The 26,386-nt window shown below is 37.5% G+C and carries 20 protein-coding genes; 10 read left to right on the forward strand and 10 right to left on the reverse strand.

Features of this window, described 5'->3' with window-relative positions:
* Window positions 1-6: 6 nt before the first annotated feature.
* Window positions 7-1,368, reverse strand: coding sequence for a DUF1080 domain-containing protein (locus AB3G38_RS04090; RefSeq protein ID WP_367867223.1), 1,362 nt, complete (start codon window positions 1,366-1,368; stop codon window positions 7-9).
* Window positions 1,369-1,818: 450 nt separating this feature from the next.
* Here AB3G38_RS04090 and tssD (AB3G38_RS04095) point away from each other — a divergent pair, with 450 nt between their 5' ends.
* The 7 genes from tssD (AB3G38_RS04095) (at window position 1,819) to AB3G38_RS04125 (ending at window position 7,989) form a co-directional block, all read left to right on the forward strand.
* Window positions 1,819-2,214 (forward strand): type VI secretion system tube protein TssD, encoded by a 396-nt coding sequence (gene tssD, locus AB3G38_RS04095; protein ID WP_068398956.1) that lies wholly within the window; start codon window positions 1,819-1,821, stop codon window positions 2,212-2,214.
* Between the two features lie 38 nt (window positions 2,215-2,252).
* Window positions 2,253-2,648, forward strand: coding sequence for a type VI secretion system tube protein TssD (gene tssD / locus AB3G38_RS04100; protein ID WP_041878824.1), 396 nt, complete (start codon window positions 2,253-2,255; stop codon window positions 2,646-2,648).
* An 85-nt stretch (window positions 2,649-2,733) separates the two neighbouring features.
* Window positions 2,734-4,656, forward strand: a complete 1,923-nt coding sequence (locus tag AB3G38_RS04105) for a type VI secretion system Vgr family protein (RefSeq protein WP_367867224.1) — start codon at window positions 2,734-2,736, stop codon at window positions 4,654-4,656.
* A gap of 2 nt (window positions 4,657-4,658) precedes the next feature.
* On the forward strand, window positions 4,659-5,603 hold the full coding sequence (locus tag AB3G38_RS04110; RefSeq protein WP_367867225.1) for a hypothetical protein: 945 nt from the start codon (window positions 4,659-4,661) through the stop codon (window positions 5,601-5,603).
* On the forward strand, window positions 5,590-7,032 hold the full coding sequence (locus AB3G38_RS04115; protein ID WP_367867226.1) for a PAAR-like protein: 1,443 nt from the start codon (window positions 5,590-5,592) through the stop codon (window positions 7,030-7,032). The genes AB3G38_RS04110 and AB3G38_RS04115 overlap by 14 nt, the downstream gene beginning before the upstream one ends.
* An 8-nt stretch (window positions 7,033-7,040) precedes the next feature.
* Complete coding sequence (locus AB3G38_RS04120; protein ID WP_367867227.1) at window positions 7,041-7,454, forward strand: toxin-antitoxin system YwqK family antitoxin; 414 nt, start codon at window positions 7,041-7,043, stop codon at window positions 7,452-7,454.
* A gap of 16 nt (window positions 7,455-7,470) precedes the next feature.
* A complete protein-coding gene (locus tag AB3G38_RS04125) occupies window positions 7,471-7,989 on the forward strand; it encodes an endonuclease V (protein WP_367867228.1) in 519 nt (172 codons plus the stop codon).
* 74 nt (window positions 7,990-8,063) lie between these two features.
* Here the strand turns inward: AB3G38_RS04125 and AB3G38_RS04130 are convergent, their stop codons facing one another.
* From AB3G38_RS04130 to AB3G38_RS04160, 7 genes are all read right to left on the reverse strand, one after another.
* Window positions 8,064-9,149, reverse strand: coding sequence for an AI-2E family transporter (locus tag AB3G38_RS04130; RefSeq protein ID WP_367867229.1), 1,086 nt, complete (start codon window positions 9,147-9,149; stop codon window positions 8,064-8,066).
* A gap of 125 nt (window positions 9,150-9,274) precedes the next feature.
* A complete protein-coding gene (locus AB3G38_RS04135; protein WP_367867230.1) occupies window positions 9,275-10,642 on the reverse strand; it encodes a DUF3526 domain-containing protein in 1,368 nt (455 codons plus the stop codon).
* A 1-nt stretch (window position 10,643) separates the two neighbouring features.
* Complete coding sequence (locus AB3G38_RS04140) at window positions 10,644-12,086, reverse strand: ABC transporter permease (protein ID WP_367867231.1); 1,443 nt, start codon at window positions 12,084-12,086, stop codon at window positions 10,644-10,646.
* A gap of 5 nt (window positions 12,087-12,091) precedes the next feature.
* A complete protein-coding gene (locus AB3G38_RS04145) occupies window positions 12,092-14,596 on the reverse strand; it encodes a TonB-dependent siderophore receptor (protein ID WP_367867232.1) in 2,505 nt (834 codons plus the stop codon).
* A 5-nt stretch (window positions 14,597-14,601) separates the two neighbouring features.
* Window positions 14,602-15,297, reverse strand: a complete 696-nt coding sequence (locus AB3G38_RS04150) for an ABC transporter ATP-binding protein (protein ID WP_367867233.1) — start codon at window positions 15,295-15,297, stop codon at window positions 14,602-14,604.
* Window positions 15,298-15,827: 530 nt separating this feature from the next.
* Window positions 15,828-16,037, reverse strand: a complete 210-nt coding sequence (locus tag AB3G38_RS04155; RefSeq protein ID WP_367867234.1) for a hypothetical protein — start codon at window positions 16,035-16,037, stop codon at window positions 15,828-15,830.
* Window positions 16,038-16,107: 70 nt separating this feature from the next.
* Window positions 16,108-16,545 carry an Hsp20/alpha crystallin family protein gene (locus tag AB3G38_RS04160; protein WP_367867235.1) on the reverse strand — a complete coding sequence of 146 codons (438 nt, stop codon included), beginning with the start codon at window positions 16,543-16,545 and terminating at the stop codon, window positions 16,108-16,110.
* 256 nt (window positions 16,546-16,801) lie between these two features.
* On the opposite strand from AB3G38_RS04160, the gene AB3G38_RS04165 reads away from it, so the two are divergent.
* Window positions 16,802-17,491 carry a DUF4304 domain-containing protein gene (locus tag AB3G38_RS04165; protein WP_367867236.1) on the forward strand — a complete coding sequence of 230 codons (690 nt, stop codon included), beginning with the start codon at window positions 16,802-16,804 and terminating at the stop codon, window positions 17,489-17,491.
* Here the strand turns inward: AB3G38_RS04165 and AB3G38_RS04170 are convergent.
* Window positions 17,488-18,591, reverse strand: coding sequence for a PepSY-associated TM helix domain-containing protein (locus tag AB3G38_RS04170; RefSeq protein ID WP_367867237.1), 1,104 nt, complete (start codon window positions 18,589-18,591; stop codon window positions 17,488-17,490). The two genes, AB3G38_RS04165 and AB3G38_RS04170, sit on opposite strands and share 4 nt — an antisense overlap.
* A complete protein-coding gene (locus AB3G38_RS04175; protein WP_367867238.1) occupies window positions 18,591-20,945 on the reverse strand; it encodes a TonB-dependent receptor in 2,355 nt (784 codons plus the stop codon). Before AB3G38_RS04175 ends, AB3G38_RS04170 begins: the two co-directional genes overlap by 1 nt.
* 384 nt (window positions 20,946-21,329) lie before the next feature.
* Between AB3G38_RS04175 and AB3G38_RS04180 the strand changes: the two genes are divergently transcribed.
* Together AB3G38_RS04180 and AB3G38_RS04185 are read left to right on the forward strand one after the other, a co-directional pair.
* Window positions 21,330-21,680, forward strand: coding sequence for an MmcQ/YjbR family DNA-binding protein (locus AB3G38_RS04180; protein WP_367867239.1), 351 nt, complete (start codon window positions 21,330-21,332; stop codon window positions 21,678-21,680).
* 7 nt (window positions 21,681-21,687) lie between these two features.
* Complete coding sequence (locus AB3G38_RS04185) at window positions 21,688-26,364, forward strand: DUF3320 domain-containing protein (protein ID WP_367867240.1); 4,677 nt, start codon at window positions 21,688-21,690, stop codon at window positions 26,362-26,364.
* Window positions 26,365-26,386 lie beyond the last annotated feature (22 nt).

Consider the following 26,386-nt stretch of genomic DNA (forward strand, 5'->3'; position numbering starts at 1 on the left):
CGGAATTTAAAGTTGTTTTAATTTAATACTTCTAAAAAACACCTGATCACCGTGATCCTGTAACAGGATATGACCCTTGGGAGCCATTCCAAAGTTTTTCCAGTCTTTGTATTTGCTATCTGCTACTAAAGTGAGGAATTCTGCTGATCCTCTTACATATTCCAGAATTTTATAGCCATTTAACCAATATTGTATTTTATTATCGGGATAGACTCTGATTAACCCGCTATTCCATTCTCCGATTTTTCGTTGTGCATTTGGAATCTTTTTACTGGTAATCAGATCATATAAAGAACCCAATGTTCTGTTACCATTCTTTCCTAATTTTGCATCCGGATGCCTTTCATCATCCAATATCTGATATTCAGGACCAATTGCAGAGCCTTTATTTCCTTCGGTAAGAGTTACAAAGTATTTAACACCACTATTTGCACCTGCTGTTAATTTAAAATCGAATTTCATCTCAAAGGCACCATATTGTTTTTCGGTTACGATATCACCGCCATTGGTAGATTCAGCACCATTAGATTTCTGCACACTCAGTTCTCCATCTTTAATGACCCAGCCACTTTCAGGGAAGGTTGCTTTATAAGCACCACGCCAGCCTTTAGTCGTTTTTCCGTCCCACAGTAAACTATAGCCTTCTGCTTTTTCCTGGGGAGTAACCGTATTTGGTACCAGGTTAACCACATAAATATTATCTGCTTTTGAAGGTTTCAGCTGCGCAGTCTGAATACGGATATTGCGCCAGTGGATTTGTTTGCCGGGCTGATCATCCTTACCAATTGCATGTACTTGTAATGCGATAAATCCAGCAGGGGTAAGCGCGTCCACTACATTGGCAGTGGGCACACCATTAATCCAGGTACGGATAGAATTTCCAATACATTCCACACGGTATTTATTCCACTGCTTATTTTTAAAGGCTTGCTGTCCTGTAGGATTAATATCCAGCGGATATAACCAGCCTCTTCTTGCTTCATCATAAATACCTCCTGAAAACTTACGGTCGGAAGGATCAACTTCTACCTGATAACCATTTACTCTTCCATTTTGATAAGCAGCATTGCTTTCACTTCGGATCTGCACGCCAGAATTCATAGAATTGTCTACTTTCAGTTCCAGTTCGAGAATAAAGTCACCATAGTTTTTTGTAGTTGCAAGAAAGGAATTCGGCGTATTGGAAACTGTTGTTCCTACAATCTCGCCATTGATTACTTCGTATTTGGCTTGCCCGTTAAGTTGCTTCCAGCCTTTAAGATCTTTTCCATTAAATAGGTTCTGCCATTTCTGATTTTGTGCCTGCAGGGTTGAAGGCAGGCTCATAAATAATAAACCTGCAAGGGTTAGTAGGTGTTTTCTTTTCATATTTGGTTAGTAGGTTGTGGTTAGCTTTGTCGAATTAGCTAATCTAATATAGTACAATGATATGGAAGTGTGAAACTGTGGTATGATAACAACATATTGATATTTAAAGGTATAAAGGGCACATTTATATGAAATGAACGTTTTTGTTGCCTATATTTTCTTCGTAAAAATTTGGTTACGCTAAAAGAAAATGCATTATTTGAATAGCTGCATTTTGTATATAAAATGGAACGTACTATAAAACAGACGTTTGCGGTGACATCTTAATTATTTGTAGCAAGAGATCAGATATTTACCATATTTTTTTCTTTTAAGTTTAAGGCATAACGGTGCTAAAAACGAGGTTTTCTCCTTTTTTATAGCTGTATACTATTGATTACTAGTTGTTAATGGCAGAATTTTTGACGTGATTGAAATAGTTAATATTTTACAACCCTAAAACAAAAAGTTATGGCTTTCAAAGCAAGATTAAACTTTTCGGGCAAGGAGTACGATGTGCTTCACTGTGCCTATTCTCTAAACCGTGATGTAGATGCAAAAGGAAGACCCTCTTCCGGAGTGTATGGTGGAACAATCGATATTGAACTCGAATCTACCGAAGACACCTCTGTCATCGAAGCAATGGTAAACAACCAGTACAAACCTTTAGCTGGCACACTGCTGATTAAAAAATCAGAAGAAGATGCCAAAATGAAGGAAGTTCATTTTGAAGACGGGTATATTGTGAAATATACCGAAGGAATCAATATCACCGGAGATAATCCGATGACTTTGAAATTCCAGATCTCTGCACGTAAACTAAAAGCGGGGAATGCCGAACATGTTAATGATTGGCCAAAAGCGTAATTCAAATTCAGGAAGTTTAACATTTAAAAAAAATTATCATGGCATTTAAAACCAGATTGACTCTAGGGTCTAAAGAATTCGATGTGCTGCAGTGCAGCTATTCATTAAACAGAGATGTAGACGCAAAGGGACGTCCTTCATCAGGAGTTTATGGTGGAACTATTCACTTAGAAATTGAATCAACTGAAGACACTTCAGTGATTGAATCTATGGTAAATAACCAGTATAAACCACAAGCAGGAACAATTGTATTCAAAAAGGGTGAAGAAGATGCAAAAATGAAAGAATTGCATTTTGAAGATGGTTACATCATCCAGTACAATGAAGGGATTGCAGTGAACGACAATACCCCAATGACTTTGAGTTTTGTGGTATCTGCGCGTAAACTTAAAATTGGTAATGCTGAGCATACCAACGACTGGCCTAAGGCTTAGTTAGTACAATCTACTGCTGTAGCTGCAGGAAGCCGGGACGGTTTCCTGCAGCTTTTTTCTATTGAATCATCTTACTCTCATTCCAATGGTAAATAAATTGAGTGTAGACATCAGCATAGAGCAGGTGGCTATAACGCATTTCAGCCGTTTTACGCTGGATCAGCGTTTTAATGAACATCATACTTTTGAACTTCGTATCAATCATGACCAGGTTGAAGAAGCTGGCGGTATTACACTCACAAAATCTAAAGATTTTATAGGTAAGAATTTAACTGTTCAGTTTGCACGGTTAGGCGATACTGGAAATATTTTTACGGGAATAATTACTAAAGTAGAAATTGCCCAAACTCACGGCTTTAGGGGGGATATTGTTATTAAAGGCTACAGTCCTGATATTTTATTGGACAGGGGTCCCGACCTTGGATCTTATCTCCATAAGACTCTAAAAACGATCTTACAACAGGCTACAAATGATACGCCCCAAAATGACCTCGATTTTCAGATCAATCCTGCTTATGCCGCGGTTATTGATTATATTATACAGTATAAAGAAAGTGATTTTGATTTCATCAACAGGCTTTCGTCTGAATACCATGAATGGTTTTATTATGATGGCAGAATACTACATTTCGGAAAGCCTGATGAACAGGAAGAAATACCACTTATTTATGGAAGGGATTTGCAAAGTTTACAATATGGAATGCAAATAGCTCCTTTAAATTATAAGAAATTTGCCTACCATTCTCAGGAGGATGAACTGTTAAGCTCTCAACCTTCTGCGGCAAATTCTACATTCTCAGATGTATCTCACGCAATTTCTGCTTCTAATGATGTTTTTAGTAAAAGATTTAATCTTCCTTTAAGTGTCAGAGTTAATTCTCAACAAGAGATAGATACTTTTGTCAATGATGAGCATAAAGCTTTAGTCTCTGGATTGGTAAATATTAATGGTAGTGGAGATAATCCAAAGGTAGGCTTGGGTAAGGTCATTGATATCAGTACCAGTATTCGCAGCGGACTTGACTTTCAAGTCGAAGATTTTGGCAAATTCATCGTGACAGCTATCCACCATGAGATTGATGGAATAGGACATTATAAACATAATTTTGAAGGTGTTGCAGCAGATAGTGAAAAGCTTAAGGTAAGACCTACAGAAAAACCAGTGGCTGATATGCAGCTGGCTGATGTTCTTGATAATGACGATCCTCAAGGGCAAGGGCGTGTAAAAGTCAAGTTTAAATGGCAATGTCAGGCAAATGACCCTACAGAGTGGTTACGGGTGATGAGCCCAAATGCCGGAACTGGGGATGCTGGTGCAAATAGAGGTTTTCATGTAATACCCGAAATAGGAGATCAGGTAGTTGTTGCTTTTGAAGAAGGAAATATAGCAAGGCCTGTTATTCTTGGAAGTGTTTTTCATGGGAAAAGTGGAGATAGTAAAGGGTTTAAAAATAGTAATACCAAAGGACTGACTTCCCGTAAAGGAAGTGCACTGACATTTGATGATTTAGCTCATGGTTTGATTTTAGGAACGAGTGCTGCAAATTTCATGAAAATAAAGAACGGTTCTGGCATGGTCACTACAATGGCCAAGAATAAGGTAAGTATTCAAACCGGGGAAAGCATGATTACGATGAATCATCTTGGTGAAATTGCAATAACGGGAAAAAATATATTCATCAATGGTGCTGAAAGCATAGCTATTCAATCTCCGAAAATTACAATCGGAAATATTACACCATCTGCTCCACCAGCGGAAGGAGCACCAACACCAACTGCTGAAGAGCTTGCCAATGCTAAAGCTAATCCAACTCCTCCGGTAACTAATACACTTGATCTCAATGCGAAAGCAATTACTGTGATTGGAGAAGATAAAATTGAAGGGACTGCTAAAGTCGTTGAAATTGGAGATGTTAAAGAGGGGAAAACTACTATTTATGGTAAAGTCATCGATATGGATGGTATTGATGAAATCAACTTGTCTTCTAAAATTATCAATTCTAATTAACGATGAGTTGGTTGAATGATCTGCTGGGGTTTGGTAAAAGCGAGGCAGAAATAGAAACGGAGGCTTTTCCATCTGTAAGCGGAACCTACAAGCAACAATTCAGTTTTATCTATAGCCATAAACATTGGTTGGATGGAAACCAGGTGGAGCATCATATCACAGGAGATATTGCATTGGGTATCAATTTTTATGGAGGAAATGTGCAAAGGTGGAGTATACTGATGAACAATGTAGAATGTGATTGGACATTACCTTGTTCACCAGAAATCTATTTGTTCTTTAATTGTATGCAACGTATAGAATGCTACGTTGATGCACACGGAAACATTTTAGAGGAAATTTATCCGATCAGTCAGAATATCCTGTTAAAGGAGAAAAAACAATTAATTTCAAAGTATGTAAAGGATGGTAGGCAAGCGTCTGTATTATTACATTTTTTCTCCGGTAATCTGGGGAACAATAAATTCGTGCAAGAGATGTTACCTCTTAATCCAGTTATTAAAACACTCATAAATACATTACTAATAGCCAATATAGAAAATAAGTCGGGTGATATTAATCAGATTGCTGAGGATTACACTATACCTGGTTATTTTGGTAATAAAGCTCTCTTACCTATAAAAGCTTGTTGGCTTCATAAGGAGCCATTACTTTCTACTGATGATAATTTATGGGTGCGTACTGGCGGACTTGATGAGAAAAAATATAAGGAACAAAATTTACAGGAATTGTTGAATTTAATTACTGGCAGACCAAATATGGGATCAGATATCCTGGTAGATTTTTCTGAAATATATCGTTTAGCACAGGGAGCCAGGCTAAATGCTAGTTTATTAAGGTACGCTGAGAGTTATTTGGAAACTACTCTGGCTGAAGGGTGGTATAAGGAAGAGCAGGTAATTATTCAAGCTGCTAACGGAAAGGAGGGGAATCATGGCGAAGGATGATTTATATGTTCCTGAAGGAGCTTTCCTGAAATGTGATATGGGAGCAATGATTATGACTTTAAAGGTAACCCCTAAAAAGCATAATCTTTATGGCTTACCGATAGCGACTGAAACCGATAAAATACCTCTATTAAATATTCCATGTTTTGTAACTTGTTCTGTAAATGGTAGTGCATGCACGCCTGTCGGAACGGAATGGAAAAACACACATGATGGTGCACAGAAAGTATTGGGTAAAGCACCACTGCTAAAAAGCTCCTATTGTAAATGTCAGAAGGGTGGGACTATAACTATCTTTCTGGATAAAAAGGAGGCAATTAAAGCTTTAGAGGATGATAAAACCAATCGGGTTGACGGAATTCCATGGTTGGATGGAGCGATTGGAGCGGCTTTGACTGGCCCTGTTGGTCTTGTTGTTGACGCTTTCACTGATGGAGGCCATGATGTGACAGAGGGAATTGGCCGTGGACTTAGAAAAGGCTTAAAGAGTTCCTGGAATGGATTGGTTGGTATGGTCACGCATCCAATTGATACTGTTAAAGGAATTGGAACAATGGCCGGTATTGTTATTGTTGGATATGGCGGCGGCCCACTCACTTATCCAATTTCTTCGCCAGCAGAACGGTTAAAGAAGTTTGATGAAACTTTTGGTACGAGTCTGAAAAACACCCATGATGCCATTGGAGATGCTGTTGTAGATACATGGGATAAGAAAGTAGTCAATGGTACGACCGAGGAACGAAGTGAACTTGGAGGACAATTGATCGAAGCGGTAGCTGAAGCTGTCGTTGGGACTAAAGGAGCTGGGTTAGCAGTAAAAGGAGTTGGGGCTGGGGCAAAATTTGCATTAGGAGCGGAAAGACTGGCAGAATTAACAGCGACAATTACTAAATTGCGTAATGCGATGAAACTGGAAGGTTTGATGGCGAAGGTGAAGGGGATTTTTAAGGTGGGGAGAAACAACACACAATTAATTGATGATGTTACAAAAAGAGCTGCGCAGGAGATTTCTTTGTTTAGTAAAACTAAAAATGGGCCATGTTTATCAGCAGTTTATGACCCTGTAACCGGCAAAACTTTTTTTGGAAAAAACTTTACGAAGAACTTAAAGGGAAAAGCAGAATATGCTAAGTTTGTAGAGGATGCACACCCCTTAGTTAAAAAAAGAATTCTGGCCAGACAAAAATTAATTGATGAAGGAAAAGTTCCGATTGAAACTGATTTAAGAGCCGGAGGTCACTCAGAGGTCAGAGCATTAGATGACGCAATAAAAGCGAGAGAAGCTGCTACAAGTAAGCCTGTTACGGAAACTGATTTATCAACTTTTGATCTGCACAATCGAAGACTACCAGACAATATTCCAATGCATAGGTGTCCTAATTGCTCTGTCATTACCGATGGAGTCAAAACTGTAGGAGGCCATAAATAAAAATTATAATGAAAGTGAAAATTTCAGACATAGAATTTAATAACCCTATAAATGACGGAACTTTTGGGATCCATCTTTATGAAGGTGATAAATTAACAGGATTTGTTTTTGAGAATTGGACTGATACCGATATTTTGAAAACCGAATATGAAGTGAAAAATGGATTACAAGATGGTCTTGAAAAATGCTATTATCAAGATGGTAAACTAGAAAGCCAAATTGAATACAAAAAAGGTAGAGAGCATGGTGAGGCAAGATATTATGACGAAAATGGCGAATTAATTGAGAAGATTATTTTTGAATATGGGATTGGGATTTCCTATGAGATTTACGAAAATGGCATTTTATCTAATAGAGAAGATATAGAAGAGGATAGTGCTGAATATAGAAATCTATTAAGATTTCGAGAATTAAAAGGTTAATTAATGTATTAGTCTCATGATATTAGCTACTGATGTTTATTATTTTAATAATCAGGCAAAAGCTGTAGGCGTGACTTTTGAGTCTTATGACAATAATACTATATCTAGTATTAGTTCCGCCATAATAGATAATGTTGAAGATTATGAACCTGGAAGTTTTTATAAAAGAGAACTTCCTTGTATTATTGAACTGTTCTTAAAAATAGATTTATCTCAAATAAACGCTATAATAATAGATGGTTATGTTTTTCTTGATGATAATCGTAAAGAAGGATTAGGTGCATATTTATATCATTACTTACAAAAGAAAGTGCCTATTATTGGTGTGGCAAAAACTTCTTTTCATGATAATAAGAAGAATGTAGTTGAGGTATTTAGAGGTAAAAGTAAAAAACCATTATTTGTAACATCTATCGGTATAGATTTGGACTTAGCTTCTTCAAATATTAAGTCAATGTATGGGGAAAATAGGTTTCCTGATTTATTAAAACTATTAGATCAGGAAACGAAAAATATTACAAAATCGTTGAATTAATGAGTTTGGTATAACATATTTATTATAGAATCTCCCAAAGTAGTGATTAAATATTCATATTAGGATGTCCTGTTTTATTGCTTATAAAGGATATTATCAATCCTTTGCTCCATTTCCGGATCATCAGGAAATCTCTTCAAATAAAACTCTTCATAGTAAGCTTTGATAATGGCAGCCATTGGTGCAGCAAGTAATGCCCCCATCAAGCCAAAAGCTGTGGTCATTGCCAGTAGCAGAAAAAGCAAGGATACCGGATGTATATTCATAGTCGAAGACCTTAATTTAGGCATCACAAAGTCAGAAATTAATTCATTCAATAACAAGAAGAACACCAGGCACCAAAATGCAGTAGCAGGGCTTATAGATAAGGCAACAAGGGTGGGGGGAATGGCCATGATATAAAAGCCAATTTTTGGAATCAGTTCTGAGAAGAAAGCTAAAGCAGCCCATACCAATGCTCCCGGAACGTTCATAATCGTTAGAAATATATAAACCAGTATGGCCTGAACTACACCACCGATAAGATTGGATTTCATCCATCCGCCCAGCATAATAGAAGTATGCTGTAATGCTCTTTCTGCTTTTCCACGCTTTTCTGGCTCGAAAACCGACAGGTACATATTGATAATAGGTCTTGGATTCCCAACAAAAAATATAATCATTGATAAGAACACGATAAACATAAATATCCCGCCAAGCACACTAAAAGAAATACTGCTGATTCCGATTACTGTTTTCCCCAGAGAGGGCACAGCTTCAGAAATTGACATCCCATCACCCTGAAGCTCTTTATTCAGCTCAGGATACTTTCTGAGGATATGTGTAATATGATTAGAAATACTATTAAAATATCCCGGTAAATCACCTACTAATGTATCTATCTGTTCACTGATATGCGGCACTACTAAAAATCCTAACAGGGTAGAGACGATAAAAATAATCCCTAATACGATGAGTGAGGCCAGCCATCGCTTCATACCTTTCTTTTCCAGTTTGCTTACAGGCTGATTAATAATGATTCCCAGAACAATTGCAAATATAAATAGTATAAATATGCTCATGATCTGGTATAGAAACCATAAAAGGACAACTAAGCCAAATGTATATAAGATAACTGAAGTGATAATTTTATGAAGATCTTTTGGGTATTGATTGATCATGAGCGGATAATTAGTTTTTTGTGTAAAGCATACATTAATTTTAACACAGTCCGAAAAATAATGTTTTGACTAATATGAATCCGCTTTAAAATGAGGCAGCTTAATTGCAGCTGCCTCATTTTAATTTATAATAAACTATCTCTCTTCCGGAAGTTGAAAATTCCAGCTAATAAAGGTATAATTGAAAACAAAATTAAAGAAAACAACTTCTGCCAAACCTGTTCAGCAGTATGACTACTGAAGTATTTGATCTTAAATTGTTTCCAATTTACGCTTTCAACTTTGCTATCTGTAAAGATGGATGGATAGAAAAACAACCTCATTTTTTCATGAAAAACCCTTAGTGCCTGCAAAAAGTCAGTATGATTTTTCAGATCTGAACCTGCAAGTTCATTTAAGCCTGCTTGTGTTTGTATTCCAGGTAAAAGAAAAGAAGCAATATTGGTAAAATGTTGTCTTTGTTTTAATTTTTCAGTAATCCTGGCGGAACTCAAAGCAGCATCTTCATCTCCCATTTGCTGCATCGCATAATACCAATACCAACTAAAAGTAAGTGCTGAGGGAAACGGGTATTGTCTGAATTGAGGGTAGTGCTGATAGAATTTGTCCATCGTTGCACTTTTATCCAGATCCCATTTTTCATGATAACCTTCCCGCTGTTTCACTACATTTTCCAATGCTTCCGGGACAGGGTATTTTTTGGTCAGCCATACATTCAAAATAGCAGGAGAGATTATATTCATCGTAACCCAGATAGCAATCAGGCATACTGCATTAAAATTAGAAGCCTTACCATAAGAAATTATCCAGAATGAAATAGAAAACCAGCAAATCAAATACAAGCTGATCAGTATTAAAACCATTAAAAAGCGCAGATCTGGCTTGAGATCAAGATAGATTACCGCACTTATCATTAATATCAGAAACACTGTAAAAACAACCGTAACTCTAACCACTAATTTACGCCAGATAGTACGCAGAGGGACTTTTGATTGAGATCTGATCAGTCCCCATACACCAGATTCCTGTTCCGCGGAAAGGATATTGTAAGTAAAAGCAATGATGACCAGCGGGAATAAGAAAATAAAGACAAATGCAAGATCCATATTGCCCAGTAGCAATGTAGAGGGATTATTGAGATCGGTATCGTACATCTGTCCTTCCAATCCCAGTATAGTTACAGAAAGCAGATAAGGGTTTATATCGCGTTGTCCATTCGCAAAAGCCGCCCAGTTATCCGGAACATTAGCTATTGCAAATTTGTTGTAAAACAGTAACAATCCCAGGTCATTATTAAAGTATTTAATGTTTTTTTCTAAATGCTCCAACTGCATCTTTTCCGCTTTTTCAATTACAGTCCTTTGTTTATCTATGAAATTTTTCCCCAGATAAAGGCTGCTGAAACCACTTATTAAAAGGATTAACAAGCCAACTCTTGCTGCCTTATTGCTAAAAAACAGCTTAAATTCTAATTGATATATATAGTTAATCATATTATAATGTTTTAATCCATTTTGATGAAATTGTCAGGACGATTAATATACCTGTAAACCATAATAAAATAGAAAGAATGGTGCCCAGCTGATTGGTAATTACCCAGCTCACAGGTTTAAAAATATACTGAAAATCAGGTTGTTCTGCCCAATGCTTATGGCTGATACTGGCTGCTTTTTCTTTTTCACCAGGTTTCTTATTACTAATATTATCCATTTGAAGCTTATTCATATGCTGGGCAAGCTGATAACGATAAGTTTCTGCCTGATCCTGAAAATCAATATAAGTTTTGAAATCAGAAGCTGTGAGTGCCATAGACAGGTTTTTTATCGCCAGAAAAGGATTTAAATAACTTGCCGCAACTGCAAAGCTGTTTTGATTTTCAAAGGTCTTATTCAATTCTTTCTGGTGCCGGCTATAAATTTCTGCCGAAATTCTTTCTCCTTCAGCCATTACATAACCACCATAGTTAAAAGGTAGTTTTGCTACCTCATCCACCTTATATTTCTTCAGTACATCGGCCTTAAATTTTGCATAATGCGGATCATCGGGATTGTGACTGTCACCTTCTTTTTGCAAATCAGATTCTATAGCTGCCAGGAATTCAATTTTAGCTGGTGAAGGATAGATTTTAACACCAATAGCCTGTGTAATTCTTGGCATGACCAGGGTGAAGAATACCCATAAAACCAGTAAACTGGTTAAAGCTGCTCTGGATGTCTGGTGGAAGGCCGATACCAGTACAGCGATTCCTGCGCAGATCATAAAGTAAAGGCAGTATGCAGTGATCAACAGGAATAAACGTAAACTTGAATCTGCTGATACGTGCCAGTTGCTCAATGCTGCCCATAAAACAATAGTCATTAAAATGACCGGAATAAATAAGGTGAAACTTATAAAAATAATTCCCAGAACCTTACCAAATAATAGCTCATGCCATTTTACACCCTGACATAATAATATTTTGAGTGTACCCGCTTCCCGCTCTGAAGAAATACTGTTATATCCTAAGAAGAAGATCAGCAAAGGGACAAGCAATTGCAGTACCATCGCAACACTGAGTTCACCAAAACGGAGCATTCCATTTGAAAAGCCGGCTTCGGAAAAATTAACGGTATTTTGTTTATGAGCTTCCAGAAAAATAGATACACCAGCAAAACTTTCTATACCAAAATCAAAAAAGCTCAGCTCATGCTTATCTCTGAATACCAGATAGCCATAATGAGCCATTCTATGCGGGTGTTTATCAGGTTTGGACAACCATTTTTGCCTTACTATTTCTTTATATTTTAAACGCTGACTGTTTTGTGTATTGAAATTCTGCCAGCCAATAAAAGTTGCCAGGCCTAATGCCAAGCCTAAAATCAAAGTCAGGGCAATTGTAGCCCTATTTTCAAAGGCAGTTTTCCATGTTCTGCCTGAAATTATAAATATTGTTTTCATGATGATCAGAATCTGTAGGTTACATTAAACATTATATTTCTGGGGGTTCCCGGAAATAAACGAAGATAATTCTGTGCGCCAACCCAGTAGGTACTATTGAAAACGTTATTGATGTTCATTGCCAACTGCACTTTTGTTTTAGATGGGGCGTAATAGATTGCTGCATCCGCAATTGTATAAGCAGGCAGCGTGAAGTTTCTGATATACAGGGGGAGTTTATCACCGCTATACTGCACACCTGCACCAAAACCAATCCCATTAAAAAACTTGTTGTCCTTCAGATCGTACCTTGTCCATACACTGCCACTATGTTTTGGTGTATTCTGAACCCGCTGACCAATCAAAGTCATATCGTTGTCTTGTTTAATAATTGCATCAGTATAACTATAACCCAAATTAAATTGCCAGTGTGGCAGGATAAAACCAGATGCTTCTATTTCTAAACCCCTGCTTCTCTGGGCCCCGCGTTCAATAAGCAAGTTAACATCTACAGGATCATTAGCATTTAAAAGCAGGTTTCTCTGATTAATTTCAAAGATTGATACATTAAACATTAATGTATTGTTTAACCACCCTGATTTCAGACCAATCTCTTTTAAATCGCTTTCCAAAGGTTTGTAATTGGTTCCTGCGGGAGGGGGAACGATAACGAGCGTAGAAGTATTCCCCTGAGGCTGATACCCTTCCAGATAAGTACCGTAAACATTAATTTCGGGCATGATGGCGTAGGTAATCCCCAATCTGGGCAGTAACTTTTTCCGCGAGATTTTCTGTTCCGTGTTGAGCTTGTAATTGTTATAATCTTCATACCATTCCTGTCTTAACCCCAGGGTAAGAATCAGCTTCCGGTAACTGATCTGATCTTGCAGATAAACCCCGTTTACTATAGAATAGGCTGGCGGTATTTCAGTTTTCGTGAAAATATAATCACTCAGATTACGGATGGTATAAACCGGATTTGCCAGGTTAAAATGATCAACATTTGGTACTGGTGCGTTGACGCCATTCACTGTTTTAAAAAGATAAAGGTCTTTCTTGGCAGGATCGTATTTAGGAGCGATTGTACCATCTTTCAACCGGTAACCCTGTGCAGAATTTTCACCGCCACCTCTGTATTTCTGAGTGCTCATCACGTCATAACCAACCACGATCTTATGTTTGAATATTCCGGTCTTTGCATTGATGCTAAAATAAGTACTCAGGTTATTGGTATCCCATTTTTGCTGACGTTGAACTGCACGCATACTGGCCAGGGTAGGTATAGCAACATTGTTTTCATCCACACCAAATGCATTTGTTGTGCGGTGTTCCAACAGATCTTCAGTCCACGCCTGTTTTATATAGGCTACATTAAAAACGACATCAGGAGTAATAGCGTGCGAAAGATTACTCATCAGCATTAAATCCTGGCTATTGAAATAATCGTTACTACCGCCCATATTAAAAGTAATAGGGGTACTGTTCAAATCAGTTTTACCAGCAATTGCTCCAAATATTGCTTGTCCGCGGTCTAATCTTGATTTACTGTTATTCATCACCAGCTCTACATTCATACTGGTTTTGTCATCAGGAATGTAAGAAAACGAGGGAGAGATCAGGTAAGCCTTTTTATATTGCAGGTCTCTGAAACTTTTGCTGTCTTCATAAGCTGCATTAAGCCTGTATAATAAAGTTTTTTCCTTATTCAGCGGACCTGTAAAATCCAATGCAGTTCTCATGGTGCTAAAGCTGCCAGCTGAGATACTGATCTGTTTTCTATCTTCTGCCAGTGGCTTTTTGGTAACCATATTAATACTCCCACCAGGATCAACACTAGAGAAAGTTGCACTTGCAGGGCCTTTAATTACTTCTATACGTTCCAGATTACTGGTCAGTGGCTGATTGAAAAAATACTGATGCGTACGCATTCCATTGATAATTGCGCCTTCCTGATTTTGATTGATTCCGCGGATAGCAAATTGATTGTAAAAACTACTTTGAGATACTCCAGTCACGTTTTTAACCGCATCCGCAAGTGTTGATGCCTGTCTGTCGGCAATCAATTCTTTAGAGACGGTAGAAATTGACTGCGGTATATCTTTATTTAATGTCGCCGTTTTAGTCGCCGAAAATGAGTAATCACTAAAGTATTTTTTAGCTGTAGTACCTACAATTTCTACGGTTTGCAGCTCTTCAAGTGAATTGTTAAGGATGATGTCTTTTAATACTAATTCCGATTTTTCTGAAATTATATACTGCTTTTGAAAGGTTAAATAGCCAATAGCACTGACAGTCATTGTATAATTACCTGATTGAGGTAAAATCAGCTGAAACCTGCCAGTGGAATCACTGGAAGTATTTAATATATCTTTTCCATTTTTAAACTTAATATTAGCGCGTGATAAAGGTTCATGCTGCCCTGAGATCAGGCTTCCGCTAACTTTTATTTGCGCAATAGTCTGCAAACTAAACAGGAATGCAAAACCAAAAATCAAATAAGTTCTAACGCTGGTAATAATAGATAAATTCATTGCTGTTAAATCGTTTGTAAGTATAATTTCTGAAGATCATTTGCATTGATATCGCTGGCATTTAAAGTATGGATCAGTTGCCCTCTGCGCATGATACCGATATGTGTACCTATATTAACTGCATTAAAAATATCGTGTGTAGCCATTAAAATAGATTTACCCTGGCTACCCAGTTTTTTTACCAGTTCAGTAAATTCATCGGTTGCTTTAGGATCTAAACCACTGGTAGGTTCGTCCATCAGGATCACATCCGCATTTTTAGCTAATGCAATTGCAATTCCTACTTTTTGGCGCATACCTTTACTAAAACCCGAAAGATGTTTTTGATGTGCATCCGATTGTAATCCACATTTTGATAAGAAGCCAGACAAGTGGGTTTTATCATATGTAAATCCTGCCAGTCTGCTAAAATAATCTAAATTATCTATGGCTGAAAGAGTGCCGTATAGCATGACAACTTCTGGAATATAGGCCAGATGTTTCCGGGTATCTGCTGCACCAGGTTTGACCTCTGAGTTATTGATCAGAACTTTGCCCGAGGTAGGGACTATAAATCCAAGAAACAGATTAATCGTAGTAGTTTTACCTGCACCATTTTGCCCTAAAAGACAAAATACTTCTCCAGGTTTCACTTGAAGATTAAGATTGTCCAGTGCAATGTTGCCCTGGTAATGTTTTGATAACGATACAGCTTGAAGCATAATAAAATTAGGATACAGGAATATGCTTTCCTGAATGAAGAGATTAGAGAAATTCTGAGAATAGGAGGTACTTAGTTTTTAGCTAAGAAATAACCAGATCGGTTTAACAGGCGGGCCCTTATTGGCACATTTTAAAATAAAGGATGAACTGGATTGTAACAAAAAATGCCACTCCATTTTTTGATCGGGTTGTAAAATAAGGCTGGATAAAGGTTGTTCCAGCATATAAAAATGAGAAAAACGGTGTTTAATCACTTCACATAGCTTGCATTTTTTTTCAAATGAAGAAAAGCTTTTTTTATCAGAACTTTTTTCAATGCTTATTTTAAAACCTGCTTTCCCATGATGGTGAAAAGATTCAATCATCGGTGTACTGAGAAAAATCAGCAATAAAAATATTGCTCCAATTCTGGAAAATAACGAAACATTGAATTGATGTCTTAGCTGCATTTTGATGCAACAAAGTTACAATTATAAAGCTGATTAAGAAAATTTTGGTAAAAATACCTGTTCTCAGCTGTAATTGTGTTTTAACTTTCTTCGTTTTTAAGCAGTTCAATCAAACGATCAAGACGCATGATGTGCTGCTCTTTTTGGCGTTCACTGCTTGCACTTTTTAAGTTAAGCAAATGACTTTCAATGAATTTATTCATATCTCTAATATAAACTCCTGGCCATAACTTAATTTCTTCGGGTAACTTTAAATGGCTGAATATTTCTTCGTATTCTTCTGGTTTCATACGCAGTTATATAGAAAAAAAACAACCGCCTTGTACAGGCGGTTGAATTAAATTTAGCAAGAATCAATAATTATTTGATTTCAATTTTTCTGGGCAGCTGTTTGGCTTCTTCTTTTTTTACAACCAGAATACGCAATACACCATCATTATATTTAGCCTCTATTTGTGCATCATCAGCACTTTCTGGCAGTGCAAAAGAACGTACAAATGAAGAATAACTAAATTCTCTTCTATTGTATTGCTTATTTTCTTTGACTTCCTGATTTTGTTGTTCAACAGAGACGGTTAGCAGATTCTTGTCCAGTTTAATATTGAAATCTTCTTTGTTTAAGCCTGGAGCAGCCATTTCAATTTCATAATGGTCTTGTGTTTCATATACGTTTACCGCCGGCACTCTCGACATCATTCTGTCTGAATAAAATGTGTCTTTAAAGATGGATTCAAAAATATCATTGAATCCTGTACTTAATGAATTACTGCTGTTTCCGTTAAATTTGATAAGTGACATAATAAAATCCTCCTTTTAATTAGAAAAAATGATATATCAATTAAATAAATTATTTTTTATAGTTTAATATTCAACACCTGTGCCAAATTTGAAATTATATATTTATGGTATACTGACGCTGAAATATTTGCAGGTCGCAAGAAAAATTGACAGCAGGATAGACATTTTTTCAGTTTCAGCAAATGAATAAAATCCTAAATTGCGATGCAGTTATTAAGCTATAAAATTAAGATATGAACAGTAAAAACCACAAAAGATGAGTTCCAGAGAAGTTTTCTTAGCTGCATGTAACCAAATTAATGAGGGTTTAGCTGAATTCGGGTTTAAAGCCACTCAAAAAGGAGCCTGTCTGAAAAAGATCAGTAAAGACCTTACTTTTGAGATCAGTTTCCAATCCAGTACTTTGAACAGTAATGGTTATATTAAGCTGTTGCCACATGTTCAAATTACTTCTAAACGTTTAAAAAACTGGTTGAAAACACAAACCAATGACGTTTATAGCAACGATATTGTATACTATGATCAATTAGGATATATCTCTCATTTCCAGGAATGGAAATCATGGAATGTTTCAGAAAGTAATCAGGAAAAAACGATTGCAGAAGTTGTCAATACTATAAAGACTTATGCCATACCTATCTTCAATCTCTTTGAAGATATAAATGAGGCTATACAATTTTTGATTACTAATGGAACGAAGTTTAACCGGTATACAGCGCAATCATTAACTCCATTAGCCTTTATGCTTTGTATGGCTTCAAAAGAAGAGGCGCAGCAGTTTTTTGATAACTATTTGATTAATGCACCTGGTAAAAAGCTATTGCTGAACCTTTATAAGGAGCTGGCAGCGGGGAAGACGGTAGATTTGATGCATGCTGAATTTGTCGACGCATTTGCTATTAAACTGGCATTTCTCCAGGGACTAAAAATAAAAGAAAGACCTTAAGATCTCTCTTTTATTTTCTTTTTCTTCCCTCTTTTCAACCAGATGATAAAACCGGTAATTGGTAAACTCGCCGCAATCAGACTGACTATTGTCGCTATAATTTTGCCAAACAGACCGAACATTTGCCCCGTATGCAGATTGTAGTTGCCAGCTTCTATCCAATCGGCCCGGTTAAAATCTTTATAAAGTTTAGAGCGGATCAATTGTCCATTCTTTGGACTATAAAAAAATGTATTCCGTTTGCGTGCCCATTCCGAAGGATAATTTAACCTTAGCCTGAGATTTCCATCTTTACGAATAGATAAATTGGTGAGTACAGCACCCGGATGTTGAACGATTGCCTGCCTGTAAATACGCTCATAATGTTCTGGAATAGTTTCCGCAATTACGGTTTGTGAAGCTGGTGTTGCTTTAACACCCTCAGTCAATTTTGATCCACTAAAAAAACTTACTGCGGTCTTTACCTCCTTGAAACCAAAATATAACCCTGACAATGCACTTACTAGTAAAATGCCCGAAGCATAAAAGCCCAATACATTGTGTAAATCGTAATTGACCCTTTTAAAAGATGCTCCCCATTTAATTGTAACAGCTTGTTTAATCAACCTGATCTGGCCGGGGAACCATAAAATAAGACCCGAAATCAGCATGATTACAAAAATTGCTACAGACCACCGGATAATAAATTTCCCAGTATCTCCTAAAAGCAAAGAGGTATGGATATCTTCAACGGTCACTAAGAAATCTGGCTTCGTTTTCTTAACCAGGCTTCCATTGTAAGGATTCAGGTAATAAACATGATGTTTGCCAGTTGTCAAAATAACTGTCGCATTGGGAGCAGTATTATTGATTTCAATGCCAGTAACCTTTTGACCAGGAGCAATTTTTTCAAATTCCTCCAAAAGCTTAGCTAAGCTGGCCTGTGGTTGCTGGCGAACCGGAACAAAAGCATAATCCTTTTGCATGTAATCTCTGATTTCCTGCTCAAAAACATACATACAACCTGTTATACCGATAATTACCACAATAATTCCGGTAAAAAGCCCTAACCATAAATGGATCAGCCTGACTGCCTTCTTAAATTTTTTATTGATTTTCATTAGAAAGAATAACTGGCAGCAAGATTAAAACGACGTCCATTTCCCCTGGTATACACCGAATTGTTGCCGTAAAACTGGGAGATACTTGGGTAATAAGCTTTGTTCAATAAGTTTTCCAATCCAAGGCTTAGCTTTAACGCTTTTGATGCCTGATAAACCGTAGCCAGGTTAAAGAGATTATAAGCCTTTACAGGCCCTTCTCCAATTAAATATTTGCCCGTTGTTGCATTTGGTTTAAAACGATCCCTGTTTCCAACTCTCATCCAGTTCACATCAATTGATAAGTTTTTAATACCAGAATATTTCAGGTAAAGTGTAGATTTGGAAGGAGGGATACGGGTTGTGTTTAAATATACATCCTGCGCACCATCAAATTTCCCATCAGCATCTACATCACCCTTTCCTTCTACATAAGCATAATTTCCACCCACTGAAAGTTTCTCTGTAACTGCGTAATCTGCCTGGAACTCATAGCCCCAAACCCGTTCCGGAATCCTTTGAGAAATATAAACTCCATTAACTTCCAGCAAATTTGCACCTAATTTAGAAGTACTGATATAGTAAGCTGCGCTAATATTTACCGGGCCCAGGGAACTGCTAAACCCAGCCTCATAATTATTGACGATTATAGGTTTGGTCTGTAATTGAGCAAGTGTATTACTTTGAGCTGCACGCAGCACTCTGCCCAGTTCGAATACTGAGAAAGACTGCGCATAACTTATAAAAGGATTAAATAAGCTGCTTGCTGAATATCTTGCACCCACATTAAATACCAGTGCATTATAATTAAGCGTACCACCTTTAACTGCGATACTACCGGCATTATTTGCGCCAGTAGCCAGCGTATTGAAATCATCTACTTTAATATTGATATTTTCTATCCTTAAACCACCTTTAATAGTTAGGTCCTTAAAAATATTAGCGGTTGTTTGCAGATATGGAGCAACGTTGACCATGTTCATATTTGGTACCCAAATCCGGCCATCTGTCAGGTTTTGAGATGTTTTATCATTCATCAGGTCAACCCCGTAGTTCAATTGCATCAATAAATTTTCAGAAACAGGAAGGGGGGTATTCAAATTTACCCTGGCACCTTTTTTAACAGATTTAATAGCCGACTGACCACCTTCATAAAAGGAAGCTACATTAGAATAAATAGTATAAAAGTCTTGTAAATAGACATTGGCCTGCAGATCCGTTTGACCGAATATTTGCTTATTGCTATATTGAAGATTAGCATTGTGGTTATACCGTGTACCTTCATCTTCTCCTTTGCGTGTGCCATGAACCCCAATTGCTGGTTCCTGGTCGTATATTCCATTTTTTAAAACATAATCAGAGTGTTGTCTCGAACTGAAATAATTGTACATCAATTCTAACCTTTGTTTAGCAGAAAAATCATAGCCAACTTTAACAAATCCATTATAAGTCTTTGTTTCTCCTAATCCATAATCCGGGGAAATTATCTGGTTTTTAGCGTCTCTGAAAACCCCGGTCTTTTCATAAGTACCACTTACTATATAGTCCAGTTTGCCACTTTTACCATAAAATTGTTGTACTACCCGGTAACCCAGCGTACTATCTCCTTTGGTATTTCCTGTTAGTCCAAGTTGTGAATAACCCCCTAGTAGCTTGCCAGATGCCGGTTTTTTAGTGATGTAATTGATTAGCCCACCCTCGGCCCCATTTCCATAAATAGCCGTCGCACCTTTGATCACCTCAACTCTTTCAATTACCGAAGGATCAATGCTGCGGATGTCACGTCCACCTGCACGCAAAGGAGTAGACTGCGGTACACCATCAATCAACACCAATACATTTCTTCCACGTAAGGTTTGACCGGAATTTCCTGTTTGATTGGTAGAGGCACCGAGTCCAGGTACACTATAAGCCAGTATATTAGCCAGGTTCGGGCTGATGACTGATTGTGTATTGATATCTTTAGCAGTTAATACAGTTACAGAAGATGGCGTTTGTGCAAGAGATTCTGCTTTTCTGCTAGCGGATACAATCACTTCGTTTAAATCTGAATTCTTATCTTTCAGTATAAAGGCTACTTTTAGCGTATCATTTGCCTTTACTACTAACTGAGTTTCGTTAGTTTCAAATCCTGTCATGGAGATACGCACAGTATAATTTCCAGCAGCAATTCCCCTGAGCTGAAAATGACCTGTTTTATCTGAAGACGTTTTTATATTCAGCTTTTTAATCTGTATAGTGGCATAGCTTATCTTTTGATAAATACTATCAGTTACACTTCCAATCAGTATACTTTGCCCGCTTTGAGCCTTTGTTATCAACGGGAATACGAAAAGAAAAATAGTAGAGAATAAGGGTAAAAATTTAAGTTTCATCTATAATAGTTTCCGGCAAATATACTTTTATCTGGATTTAATACAAATAAGACCCGGGTACCCGACCACCAGATAAGCAAGATTTAAAAAGGCTTTAGCAAAATAAAACCGGCTATAATTAAATAGTTCAAAATGTTTTTCCTGCTGCTAATAATTTATTTCCTGTCTTTGAGTTTAATGCGTTATTAAACCGCTAATTTTTCAGCATAGATTAAAGTCAGAATTAATGAAAAAAAATGGTTAGTCTGATTAAACAGGGATATATAATAAAATAACTATAGCGCAGACTTGGTGCTAGATATAGTGTTCTGGTATCCCTTGCAGCTAAAATGATGTTGACAAAAGCAAAATAGTTACATAGAATTAGCATCTTTGAATTTAGATATGAACATAGAAGAATTAAGAGATTATTGTCTGTCAAAACCAGGAGCAACAGAAGGACTTCCTTTTGGAGAAGAAACGCTGGTTTTTAAAGTTGGTGAGAAAATATTTTTGCTTGTTGGTCTTACCGAAGGAAATCGTTTTAATGCTAAATGTGATCCTGAACGCGCAATCACACTACGTGAACAATACGAAGAGATCATTCCGGGCTATCATATGAATAAAAAACACTGGAATACCGTTGATATGAACGGCCGTCTCACTTTAAAGCAATTACGCGAGATCATAGATCATTCTTATGAATTGATATTTAACAGCCTGCCTAAAAAAAAGCAGGAGGAAATTGACGGTTAATCATATTATGCAGGAAAACATCTTACCCAAGCTAGAAGCCTCGAGAAAAGAATTACTTGATCTTGGTATGCGAAATACACTTTTGAATTACAAGACACCTAAAGCAAGAGGGCTTCGCATTGTTCAGGAAAAGTCAATAGCTATCTATGATATGCTGGTGAAACAGAATAAAACGATGACTTTTTTGGGCAGGCCTGGGAAAGAAGAAGGGGATAACGATGAATTACCAGAACTTCCGGTGCTTAGTGAACAGGAAATACAGGATGCCCGGCACGATACCCGTTTACAGACCAATGAAAATGAGCAAAAACTGCAAATAAAAATTCTTAACACCTATTATTTTGCAAAGACGAGTATCGAAGAGCAGGGAGTAAATATTCTGTATCTGGCTTTGGGAATGTTAAACTGGTATGAAAAAGGTAACACCGAAGATCCCAGATTAGCCCCTTTAGTATTAATTCCTGTATCCTTAGAACGGTCAAGTGCTAATGAAAGATTCAGATTACGCTTTACAGGCGGTGAAGTTGGTGCTAATCTTTCGCTTCAGGCTAAGATGATGGCTGATTTCAATATAACAATTCCGGATCTTCCGGATTTGGATGATCTGGATATCAATAATTACTTTGAAGATATACAAAAAAGAATAAGTCATCAGGAACTCTGGAAACTGGATGCCAATGCGATTGAACTTGGTTTTTTCTCTTTTGGGAAATTTATGATTTACCATGATCTGGACAGCAGTAAATGGCCGGAAGATAATAAACCATTTGATCATCCAATTTTGCTGTCTTTATTTGGCGGAGGGTTTAACGAACCAAAACCAACAGCTACTGAAGAACATCATTTAGATAAAGAAACCAAAGCACATGAGTTATTTCATGTGGTAGATGCAGATAGTTCCCAGGTTCTGGCCATGCTTGCCGTCCACGAAGGACGGAATATGGTGATACAAGGGCCTCCCGGTACAGGTAAATCTCAAACGATTACCAATATTATTGCAAATGCAGTAGGGCAGGGTAAAAAGGTTCTTTTTGTGGCTGAGAAAATGGCTGCCCTTGAAGTAGTAAAACGGAGATTAGATTCGATTAATTTGGGAGAAGCCTGCTTAGAGCTTCATAGTCATAAAGCCAATAAAAGAGATTTACATGAAGAATTAAAAAGAGTATTAGATCTGGGAAAACCAACATTAACCCATTTGAAGGATGAAATTTCGCAGCTGGACTCTTATAAAGATATCTTAAATAACTATTGCAATTCAGTTAATGATCTGATTGATCAAAGCGGACTTTCTGCACAGAAAGTAATTGGGTATCTGTTAGAAATATCAGCGCAGTTGGGTACATTAAAACTTCCTGCCATACCAATAGAAAACATTGAATCCTGGAATGCCGGTACTATGCGTCAGGCTGCTGTAAATGCAGATTTAATAGAAGCCAGACTAAAAGATATCGGTGAGCCATCAAAGTTACTTTTCTATGGAACAAGATTAACGCTTTTCCTGCCGCATGAAAATGAGATAGCAACTGAAATTATTGATCAGGCAATCCTCATCACTGAGGATTTACAAGCAGAGATCCAGCGTACTTCGTCTTTTATCGGCACAGAGCCATCATTTGCTGGTGACTATGCAGTGCAGCTTATATCCCTGATGAACTTTTTAAGCAGGAGCCCCGATCTGAGGGAGATTGCAGTGAATGATCAGGCATGGATACTGAATCATGAAGATATTGAAGAATTTTTTCAAACAGGTGCTGAGCTTTCGGATTTACACGCAGCTTATGAAAACATATTTTATCCGGAAGCCTGGGATCAGCAGGTATTGGAACTGCGTCAAAATCTGATTAACCATGGTCATAAATGGTATAAATTCCTTTTGGGCGATTATAAAAGAAGCGTTAAACAACTGGCATCTTTTACAAAAAATGCTTTACCCGATGCACTGGATGATCAGCTTAAATATATTGATGATATCATTGCTGCTAAACGTTTAAATAATTTACTGGAAGAAAATTCAGCACTTGCGCTTCGTTTATTTGGAAGCAGATGGCGAAAGCTGAAAACAAACTGGGAGTCCTTAAAGGAAGTATCAGCATTTATGGCTGAACTACATCGGAATATATCGGCGGGTAATTATCCAATATTGGTCCTGAATTTTCTGAGCAGGAACGAAAATCCGATGCTGATTAAAGAGCATCTGATTAAATTGAACACGCTTTTTGCTGATTATCAAGCTGGTATCGTTAACGTATTTAAAAAACTGGATTTAGATGAAAAATTGAATAATTCAACCTCATCTTTCAGAGAATTACTATTTAAAGATCAGCTCTTAAAACTCAACGAATGGAAGCTGAGAATTGGTGAAATCCAACAAGCAGTTCAATGGAACAATCTTTCCCAATCCGTACAACAAGATGGATTTGATAACTTAATCAAAGCCTCCTTAAATTGGGAAGGTGCTGCGAATTACCTCAAAATTGCTTTGCAGAAAACCTGGTATGAATATCTGATCAGAACGATAATGACTGAAAAGCCAGCATTGCGTGGATTTGAACGTACATCTCATGAAGAAATTATCAATAAATTCAATAAAACTGATTTACTGAATCTTCAATATAACCGGGCAAGAGTCGCGTTAAAGCATTATGAATCGGTGCCTAAGCAGGAAGGCGGAGGGCAATGGAATGTACTGCGCGGTGAGTTTAATAAGCGTTCACGCCATATGCCGATCAGGAAACTCATGTTAGAGGCCGGATTAGCCATTCAAACTATTAAGCCGGTTTTTATGATGAGTCCAATGTCTATTGCTAATTTCCTGTCTCCTGGAAGTATTGATTTTGATCTGGTCATCTTTGACGAAGCAAGCCAGGTCAGACCAGTGGAGGCTTTAGGCGCTTTACTTAGAGGAAAACAGCTTGTTGTAGTTGGTGATACCAAACAGCTGCCGCCAACCAATTTCTTTGATAAAATGAATATGGAGACAGATGATGAAGAAAATGTGACTGCCGATATTCAGAGTATCTTAGGCATGTGTGACGGACAAGGGGCCCCGCAGCGAATGCTGCGCTGGCATTACCGAAGCAGACATGAATCATTGATCAGTCTCTCTAATCATGAATTTTATGAGAACAAACTGGTGATTTTCCCAAGCCCGGGCTCCAGGCATAGCATGGGATTGGTATTTCATCATTTGCCTGATGCTGTATATGACCGCGGTAAAACCCGTACCAATCCAATAGAATCCGAAGCAGTAGCTTTTGCAGTGATGGAGCATGCATTGAAAAATCCTGAACAAAGTCTTGGAGTTGTTGCTTTCAGTACTTCTCAAATGCAGTCCATTCAAAATGCAATCGAGATTAAAAGACGTGAGAATCCAGAAACTGAAAGCTTTTTCAGGAGCCATAGTCATGAACCATTTTTTGTAAAAAATCTGGAGAATGTCCAGGGAGATGAACGGGACGTCATCTTTATCAGTATTGGATATGGCCGTACTGAAGATGGAAAAGTTCCGATGAATTTTGGCCCGCTCAATAATGAAGGGGGAGAAAAAAGATTAAATGTACTGATCACCCGCGCTAAGTACAGATGTGAGATATTTACAAATATTACAGCTGATGATATTAACCCAGCTGCAGCTACGAAATTTGGGATCAAAGCTCTAAAGAGCTTTTTATACTTTGCAAAGCATGGTACTTTTGATACACAACAAGACCTGCCGGTTCCTGTAATGCGTCCTTTTGAAGATCATATTTATGATCATTTGGTAAAATCAGGATATACTGTCCGTAAAAAAGTTGGGTCAGAAGGTTTTTACATTGATCTTGCTGTAGTAGATACTGCTAATCCAGGCCGTTATCTGATTGGTATTGAATGCGATGGCGAATCTTATAGTCAGGCTAAATCTGCCACAGACCGGGACCGGCTTCGTAAACAAGTGCTGGAAAATATAGGCTGGAAGATTTTTAAAATATGGAGTACAGAATGGTATAGAAATCCTGAAAGAGAAGCTGAGCGTCTGCTTGCTGCAATTGAAAATGCCAAAGCGCAGGTTTCTTTAGATGACCTTGTAGATGAAGAGCTTGAACAGGAAATAAAAACATTGGTACGTGAAGAAAAAGTGGAGATAACCGTTGAAATCCCTGCTTACAAGCTGGCCGTTTTGCCAGAAGAGATCAGTACTGAAGAATTGCATCTGGTTCCTTTTGGCAAGCTTGCAGGCTGGATGAGTGAGGTAGTCAATGTTGAAGGGCCAGTTCATTTTGAAGAGGTGGCCAGAAGGATCGCAGATGCCGCTGGTGCCAGTAAGATAGGTTCCCGGATCAGGTATACGATCAATGCAGCAGTAAATTATGCAGTTACTGCTGCTATCTTTTCGAGAAAAGGAGATTTCTTATGGCCAGTTGATATGGTGACACCGGTTATACGCGACAGGAGTAAACTTTCTGCCGGCTCCAGAAAAATTGCGCTGATCTCACCAGAAGAAATGGATCTGGCTATTCAAAAGATTGTAGAAGATTCTATAGCAGTACAGGCTGATGTAGCCGTGCCATTGATTGCCAGGTTATTTGGATTTAACAGAGTTACTGAGGAGATAAGAAAGGAATTATCAGGTATAATTGATGCAGGTGTGGATAAGGGAATTATAATTAAAGACGGAGCGTATTTAAAGATTAATGTCATAAAATAGTGTAAAATCAGGTAATTATAGT

Source organism: Pedobacter sp. WC2423, assembly GCF_040822065.1.
GTDB lineage: Bacteria > Bacteroidota > Bacteroidia > Sphingobacteriales > Sphingobacteriaceae > Pedobacter.